9 protein-coding genes and 1 pseudogene are annotated in these 6,613 nt (G+C 60.1%); 6 read left to right on the top strand and 4 right to left on the bottom strand.

The window, feature by feature from the left end; all coding sequences use genetic code 11:
- Nucleotides 1-285 (bottom strand): annotated as a pseudogene (locus Q0562_RS13830) (IS630 transposase-related protein); the annotation flags it as partial.
- Nucleotides 286-483: 198 nt separating this feature from the next.
- On the bottom strand, nucleotides 484-1,230 hold the full coding sequence (dsbC, locus tag Q0562_RS11735) for a bifunctional protein-disulfide isomerase/oxidoreductase DsbC (RefSeq protein ID WP_298644588.1): 747 nt from the start codon (nucleotides 1,228-1,230) through the stop codon (nucleotides 484-486).
- 215 nt (nucleotides 1,231-1,445) lie between these two features.
- On the opposite strand from dsbC, the gene Q0562_RS11740 reads away from it, so the two are divergent.
- From Q0562_RS11740 to Q0562_RS11755, 4 genes are read left to right on the top strand one after another with little or no spacing between them, the layout of a single operon-like run.
- The gene (locus Q0562_RS11740) at nucleotides 1,446-1,595 is read left to right on the top strand and encodes a hypothetical protein (protein ID WP_298644590.1); all 150 of its coding nucleotides are present in this window, start codon (nucleotides 1,446-1,448) and stop codon (nucleotides 1,593-1,595) included.
- On the top strand, nucleotides 1,570-1,863 hold the full coding sequence (locus Q0562_RS11745; protein ID WP_298644591.1) for a type II toxin-antitoxin system RelE/ParE family toxin: 294 nt from the start codon (nucleotides 1,570-1,572) through the stop codon (nucleotides 1,861-1,863). The genes Q0562_RS11740 and Q0562_RS11745 overlap by 26 nt, the downstream gene beginning before the upstream one ends.
- A gap of 38 nt (nucleotides 1,864-1,901) precedes the next feature.
- Nucleotides 1,902-2,375, top strand: coding sequence for an EamA family transporter (locus Q0562_RS11750; protein ID WP_298644592.1), 474 nt, complete (start codon nucleotides 1,902-1,904; stop codon nucleotides 2,373-2,375).
- Nucleotides 2,365-3,108, top strand: a complete 744-nt coding sequence (locus Q0562_RS11755; protein WP_298644593.1) for a competence/damage-inducible protein A — start codon at nucleotides 2,365-2,367, stop codon at nucleotides 3,106-3,108. Before Q0562_RS11750 ends, Q0562_RS11755 begins: the two co-directional genes overlap by 11 nt.
- Nucleotides 3,109-3,441: 333 nt before the next feature.
- On the opposite strand, the gene Q0562_RS11760 is transcribed toward Q0562_RS11755, so the two are convergent.
- Both Q0562_RS11760 and Q0562_RS11765 read right to left on the bottom strand, forming a co-directional pair.
- On the bottom strand, nucleotides 3,442-3,582 hold the full coding sequence (locus tag Q0562_RS11760; protein ID WP_298644594.1) for a hypothetical protein: 141 nt from the start codon (nucleotides 3,580-3,582) through the stop codon (nucleotides 3,442-3,444).
- Between the two features lie 104 nt (nucleotides 3,583-3,686).
- Nucleotides 3,687-3,926 (bottom strand): hypothetical protein, encoded by a 240-nt coding sequence (locus Q0562_RS11765; RefSeq protein WP_298644595.1) that lies wholly within the window; start codon nucleotides 3,924-3,926, stop codon nucleotides 3,687-3,689.
- Here Q0562_RS11765 and Q0562_RS11770 point away from each other — a divergent pair.
- Both Q0562_RS11770 and Q0562_RS11775 read left to right on the top strand, forming a co-directional pair.
- A complete protein-coding gene (locus Q0562_RS11770; protein WP_366144780.1) occupies nucleotides 3,838-5,052 on the top strand; it encodes a serine transporter in 1,215 nt (404 codons plus the stop codon). The genes Q0562_RS11765 and Q0562_RS11770 overlap by 89 nt on opposite strands.
- Nucleotides 5,053-5,061: 9 nt before the next feature.
- Nucleotides 5,062-6,438, top strand: coding sequence for an L-serine ammonia-lyase (locus Q0562_RS11775; RefSeq protein WP_298644596.1), 1,377 nt, complete (start codon nucleotides 5,062-5,064; stop codon nucleotides 6,436-6,438).
- The last annotated feature ends 175 nt before the right edge of the window (nucleotides 6,439-6,613 follow it).

The following is a 6,613-nucleotide window of genomic DNA, read 5'->3' on the forward strand; positions in this document are numbered from 1 at the left end:
ACGCCGCATGGCTTTATGGACGGCAGTAGGTGTGCAATTGAAACGTTTGGCACGTCCATGCAGATAATCGGCTGGATGGGCTTCGACATCTGCCAATAGTGCTTCTTTACTGATTTTTCTGGGTCGCCGTATTTACAGTACTTTGAGCCTATCAGGTGCTGTTTTCCATTTTTGGATAGTCATGAAATGAATGCCAAATAGTTTGGCAGCTCGCCGGACAGACAAGCCTCTAGTTAATGATTCCAGGACTTTTTTACGAAAGTCAGCAGAATAAGGCATATTCATCTACCTATACGAAGACAAATAAAGATTATATCTATTTAAATATTATGGCTCCACTACACTACTTTATTTACTTGAATGTATGAAAAGTTAGGAGTATTAGCTATAGTTGTACTGTCTTCGACGCGCCGCCCTTGCCGCTTGTCCGGGGCGGCAAGGGCGAAAAAAAACGCCCCGCCGGGGCGTCTGTCAAACCTGGGGTCAGGAGGAGGTTTTGCCGTCTTTCGCGCCCGTTTGCGCGGTCGCCTCGTTATTGACGCTGTTGCCCTCTTCCTGCAAGGTTTTCAGCATGTCGTCGGCCTTGACGTAGCCCGGTATCAGCGCGCCTTTCGGGGTGATGATGGCCGGGGTGCCGTTCACGCCGAACTGGTGCCCGAGCTGGTAATGTCTGCGCACTTTGTCAACCGGGGTTTCGGCGACTTTGCGCCCGTTTTCCAGATCATCGAGCAGCTTTGCCTTGTCTTCGCCGCTGAACACGGTTTCCATCTGCCGCGCGACTTCGCTGTTCGGCCCGTGGCGCGGGAAGGCGAGGTAGCGCACGGTGATGCCTTTGTCGTTGTATTTGGCGATGTCCTTGTGCAGCAGCTGGCAGTAGTGGCAGGAAGTGTCGAAGAAGACGGTGATGGTGTATTTCTCGTTCTTGGCCGGGAAGACGATCATCTCGTCTTTCAGCGCTTCCAGTTTGCCGAGCAGCGGCGCATTGCTGAGATCGACCGGCCGGCCTTTGTCGGTGAGTTCCACCAGGCTGCCTTGCAGGTAGTATTTGCCGTCCTCGCTGGCGTAGAAGATGCCCTGTTCGGTGACGACGCTGCGCAGCCCTTTCACCGGGCTGTCGCCGATTTCCACTTGTTGCAGGCCGAAATCGTGCAGTTTTTTGCTGATGGTAGCGTCGTCGGCATGAGCGGTGGCGGCCAGCGCGAGCAGGGCGGCCATGATGCTTTTTTTCATTGTTTGTCCTGTGGTTAAAGAAGGGGGCGGATTATAGCCTGACACCCCCGTGGCGGGATGAGCGTTTTTTTACTGCGCCACCTCAGCAGCGGGGCAGAGGTGTAAGATGTCTGCCTGTCAACATTGAGGAGGATTTATGAGCGGGACAGTTACCAACAATTGGGGTATGACGTTTGCCAGCGAGGCCGAAATGGAGGCTTGGCATGAGGAGCTTTATGGCCTCCATTGAGGCGGCACGGCAAACACCGCTGCTGGCGGAGGAGGAGGCGGACGCGTTCTTTGATGCCCTGCTGGCAGATCTGGCAAAACGGCTCATGGCGCAAGCGCAGGCAGCAACAGATGAAATGCCGCATCCGGTGGCGTGATAGTGCGGCGACACAGGTTACCGCCCTCGGTGAGTATATCGCCGCCGACAATCCCCGTGCCGCCATCCGGATGGCAAGCAAAATCCGCGCCGCCGTCGGCGACCAGCTTGCCCTCATGCTGTATATGTTCCCTGCCGACTGCCGTAATCCGGCATCACGGATGTGCGCCCTCGCGCGTCCCTACCTGATTTACTACACCGTGGACGATGCACAACAACTGGTTGAAATCGTCAAAGTCGTCCACGCAGTGCGGGACAGTCAGCGCTGAATGCGCGTTTTTTCCCTATCCTGAGGAGCAAGTAACTCATGAACTGGTTTTTCTACGCCCTGCTCTCCGCGCTCTTCGCCGCGCTCACCGCCATCTTCGCCAAAACCGGCCTGCAAGGCATCGACAGCGATTTCGCCACCTTCATCCGCACCGTGATGATCGTCTTCATCGTCGCGCTGTGGGTCAGCTACCTCGGCAAATGGCAGCCGCTCGCGACCGTCGGCGGCAAACAGTGGCTGTTCCTCGGCCTCTCGGCGGCGGCGACCGGTCTCTCCTGGCTCTTCTACTTCAAGGCGCTGCAACTCGGCCAGGCCTCGCACGTCGCGCCGGTGGACAAACTCTCCGTCGTCTTCGTCGCCCTCTTCGCCGCCGCCTTCCTCGGCGAACGCCTCAGCGCGCGCGAATGGCTGGGCATCGTCCTCATCGTCGCCGGCGTCATCTGCATCGCGCTGAAACCCGCCGCGCCGCCTGCCCCCTCAATCCCTCCGGAACAACATCATCATGAAGCCTGAACGCATCCAGCTCCTCATCATCGGCAACGAAATCCTCAGCGGCCGCCGCAGCGACATCCACCTTGCCAACACCATCGCCGCCTGCAACGCGCGCGGCCTGCGCATTGACGCCGCGCACTACCTCGGCGACGATGCCGACGCCCTCATCAGGCACTACCGCCGCGCCCTGGCGGCGGGCGAAGCCGTCCTCAGCTTCGGCGGCATCGGCGCGACGCCGGATGACCGCACTCGTCAGGCCGTCGCCGCCGCCTGCCATGTGCCGCTTGCCTTTCACCCCGAAGGCGATGCCCTGCTGCGCGCCAAATACGGCGACAACGAATACACCGCCGCACGGCGCGAACTCATCCATTTCCCGCAGGGCGCCACCCTCATCCCCAACCCCGTCAACAACATCCCCGGCTTCAGCCTGCAACACATCCACTGCGTCCCCGGCTTCCCGCAAATGGCCGAGCCGATGATGATATGGGTGCTGGATCACTACTACCGCTACCTCGCGCGCGCGCGCCACTATCAGGCGCTGGATGTCTTCGCGCCGGAAAGCCGCCTCGCGCCCATCATGCAGACCCTCGAAGCCATGCACCCGCAGGTCGCCATCTCCAGCCTGCCGAAGCTGCACTTTGAAAGCGAACTCGGCTTTGACGGCACGCCCGACGACTGCGCGGCCGCCGTCGCCACCGCCTGCCGCCTGCTCGATGAAGCGGAAATGCAGTGGCGGGAACATGAAGCATCATAGCCCCCGGCACAAACCTTCGCCGCCTTGCATCTAGCGCATCTGCGCGCAGCCGCCCCTTCCCGAAAGTAAAAAACCCTCTGCCGCCAGGCGTTTCTTTCCCGGGATGGGGTTTCGTATGCGACAAAATGCGCTATCGCCCCTTTTTCATGACCGCTGGTCGTGATTCCCCCAGCCTTCAGCCATCTTCCCCGTGCGCGGGGAAGGGTTCTAACCGCGCCATCGTCTGAATTTACGGTCCCCATTTCGCAGCGCATACCGCGAGATTGCCATAACCGCCCGGCAGCGGATGCCGTTGTCATGTTGATTGTTGTGGATAATCTGTGTTTGGCATTTTCACCATGTGGCGGCGGCAGGCGGCGCGGCTTTCTGCCGGAAATCGGCTTGCCGTGCCGCCCCGGCTTGTTCAAGCGGTGTTTTTCCCTGCTTGTCCGCCTCCTTGCCGCAGACGGCGGTTTTTGTGCCTGTTTTCTTCACACCGGATGATGCGTTGATTTCCAGGGAATCATGGGCAAAGTCCACAGAAATCAACTAAAATACCAAGCATAAATACACACGAAGGACCTTACCCATGAGCCGCGTTACGCGCTATCGCTGCCAAGCCCTTTTACCGTCGCCCGACGGCAGAGGGGCTTGCTGACTTTCATCGGCGGTTGTCTTCCATCATCATCTTGAAGCACAAAGGATTTTTCCATAAACACTTTCCACAAGAGTTTTAATTTCACTTGGGCCATCAGCCTGTTTGGCACCGCCGTCGGCGCAGGCGTTTTGTTCCTGCCCATCAATGCCGGCATGGGCGGGTTCTGGCCGCTCATCATCATGACCATCCTCGTCAGGCCGATGACTTACCTTGCCCACCGAGGGCTGGCGCGCTTCGTGCTCTCGTCCAAAAATCCGGGGCAGGACATCACTTATGTGGTGCAGGAGCATTTCGGCAAGACGGGCGGGCGGCTGATTACCCTGCTCTATTTCCTCGCGATTTACCCCATCCTGCTGATTTACGGCGTCGGCATCACCAACACCGTGCTGTCGTTCATGCAGCACCAGTTGCACATCGCCGTGCCGAAGATGGGCGAAGGCGGCTATTACACTTGCCGCGCCGTCGCCGCGCTCATCCTGATCGGCGTGATGGTCGCCATCATGCTTACCAGCGAAAAGCTGATCCTGCGGGTGACGAACTGGCTGGTTTATCCGCTGATTGTCATCCTCTTCGGCCTGTCGCTGTATCTCATCCCGCACTGGAACACGGCGGTTCTGCGCGAAACGCCGAGCGTCGGTACCCTCGTGACGACGCTGTGGCTGACCATCCCGGTGCTGGTTTTCTCCTTCAACCACTCGCCCGCGATTTCGAGCTGCGCCGTCTCGCACGCGCATCAGTTCCCCGATGCGGAGACCGCCGACCGCGAAATCAGCAAGACGCTGCGCCAGACTGCCGTCATGCTGGTCGGCTTCGTCATGCTGTTCGTCTTCAGCTGCGTGCTGAGCCTGACGCCGCAAGACCTCGCCCAGGCGAAAGCAGAGAACATCCCCATCCTCTCCTATCTTGCCAACCATTTCGACAACCCCGTCATCTCCTACTTCGGCCCGTTCATCGCCTTCCTCGCCATCAGCAGCTCGTTCTTCGGCCACTACTTCGGCGCGCGCGAGGGCTTTGAAGGGCTCATCAACCAGTTCCGCGACAAGCCCATCGCGCCGAAAACCTTCCGAAAATTCACCGCCGTCTTCTTCATGATCACGCTGTGGATTGTCGCCATCTTGAACCCCAGCGTCCTCGGCCTCATTGAAAGCCTGAGCGGGCCGGTCATCGCCATGATCCTCTTCCTCATGCCGATGTACGCCATCCACCATGTGCCTGCGCTGCAACGCTTCCGGGGCACGCCGGGCAATATCTTCGTGGTCGTCATGGGCAGCATTGCCATCTCTGCCGTGATTTACAAACTGTTCTGAGGTATCACCATGATTAGCGTCTTTGATATGTACAAAATCGGCATCGGCCCATCCAGCTCGCACACCGTCGGACCGATGAAAGCCGGGCGGCAGTTCGTGCTCGACCTGCTCGCCGCCGGCCTGCTCGCGCGCACCGACCACGTCCGTGCCGACGTTTACGGCTCGCTCTCGCTCACCGGGCGCGGGCACAACACCGATCTCGCCATCCTGCTCGGCCTCATGGGTTACCAGCCGGACAGCGTCGATATCGAATACATCCCCAAAGCCATCGAAGCGGTGAAAACAGACCACCGCCTCACCCTGAACGAAGCCGACCCGGCGCACAGCAAAACCATCGCCTTCGACTTCAAGGCGGACATGCCCTTCCACCGCGAATTTCTCAAACTGCACGAAAACGGCATGACTCTCACCGCCTGGGCGGGCAACGAGCAGCTCCTCAGCAAAACCTATTACTCCATCGGCGGCGGCTTCATCGTTGATGAAGAACACTTCGGCGCGGCGAGCGTCGGCGAAAGCCACGAACCCTATCCGTACCACAACGCCGCCGAACTCGTCGCCCACTGCACCGCGCAAGGCAAAAGCATCTCCGACATCATCCGCGCCAACGAACTCTCCGTCCGCAGCGCGGACGAACTCGCCGAACACCTGCGCCGCGTCTGGCAGACCATGAGCGAGGCTATCGAGCGCGGCCAGCACACCGACGGCATCCTGCCCGGCCCGCTAAAAGTGCCGCGCCGCGCCTACAAACTGAAACAAACCCTCGAAGCGCGCGGCGGCGACAGCCTCGACCCGATGGAAGCCATCGACTGGGTCAACCTCTTCGCGCTGGCGGTGAACGAGGAAAACGCCGCCGGCGGGCGGGTCGTAACCGCGCCGACCAACGGCGCCTGCGGCATCGTCCCGGCGGTGCTCGCCTACTACAACAAATTCATCAAACCGCTCACCACCGACACCGTCGAGCGCTACCTGCTCACCACCAGCGCCATCGGCACCCTCTACAAAATGAACGCCTCCATCAGCGGCGCGGAAGTGGGCTGCCAGGGCGAAGTGGGCGTGGCCTGCTCAATGGCGGCGGCGGGGCTGACCGAACTGATGGGCGGTACCCCCGAACAGGTGTGCATGGCGGCGGAAATCGGCATGGAACACAACCTCGGCCTCACCTGTGACCCCGTCGGCGGGCAGGTGCAAGTGCCGTGCATCGAGCGCAACGCCATCGGCTCGGTGAAAGCCATCAACGCCAGCCGCATGGCGCTGCGCCGCACCACCTCGCCGCGCGTGACCCTCGACACCGTCATCGCCACCATGTTCGAGACGGGCAAGGACATGAACGCGAAATACCGCGAAACCTCGACCGGCGGGCTGGCGCTCAAAGTGCCGTGCAGCTAAGGCGCGGACGTCCCGGTGAAGACCCCGCCCGCAAGCGGGGTCTTCCTTTTTTACGACGTGACGGCGGGATGCCTGCCGACAGCCGATGCCGAAGCCGTTATAGTCGTTTCAAATAGGAATTGAGACAAGGCGGCGAGCCGAAGACAGTACAGATAGTACGGCGAGGCTCGCCAAC

Origin of the sequence: uncultured Cardiobacterium sp. (genome assembly GCF_938028825.1) — a bacterium.
In the GTDB taxonomy this organism is placed as follows: domain Bacteria; phylum Pseudomonadota; class Gammaproteobacteria; order Cardiobacteriales; family Cardiobacteriaceae; genus Cardiobacterium.

Coding starts and splice junctions, on each gene's coding strand:
- dsbC (WP_298644588.1), bottom strand. CDS start 1,230: ATGAAAAAAAGCATCATGGCCGCCCTGCTCGCGCTGGCCGCCACCGCT.
- Q0562_RS11740 (WP_298644590.1), top strand. CDS start 1,446: ATGGCCTCCATTGAGGCGGCACGGCAAACACCGCTGCTGGCGGAGGAG.
- Q0562_RS11745 (WP_298644591.1), top strand. CDS start 1,570: ATGAAATGCCGCATCCGGTGGCGTGATAGTGCGGCGACACAGGTTACC.
- Q0562_RS11750 (WP_298644592.1), top strand. CDS start 1,902: ATGAACTGGTTTTTCTACGCCCTGCTCTCCGCGCTCTTCGCCGCGCTC.
- Q0562_RS11755 (WP_298644593.1), top strand. CDS start 2,365: ATGAAGCCTGAACGCATCCAGCTCCTCATCATCGGCAACGAAATCCTC.
- Q0562_RS11765 (WP_298644595.1), bottom strand. CDS start 3,926: ATGATGATGAGCGGCCAGAACCCGCCCATGCCGGCATTGATGGGCAGG.
- Q0562_RS11775 (WP_298644596.1), top strand. CDS start 5,062: ATGATTAGCGTCTTTGATATGTACAAAATCGGCATCGGCCCATCCAGC.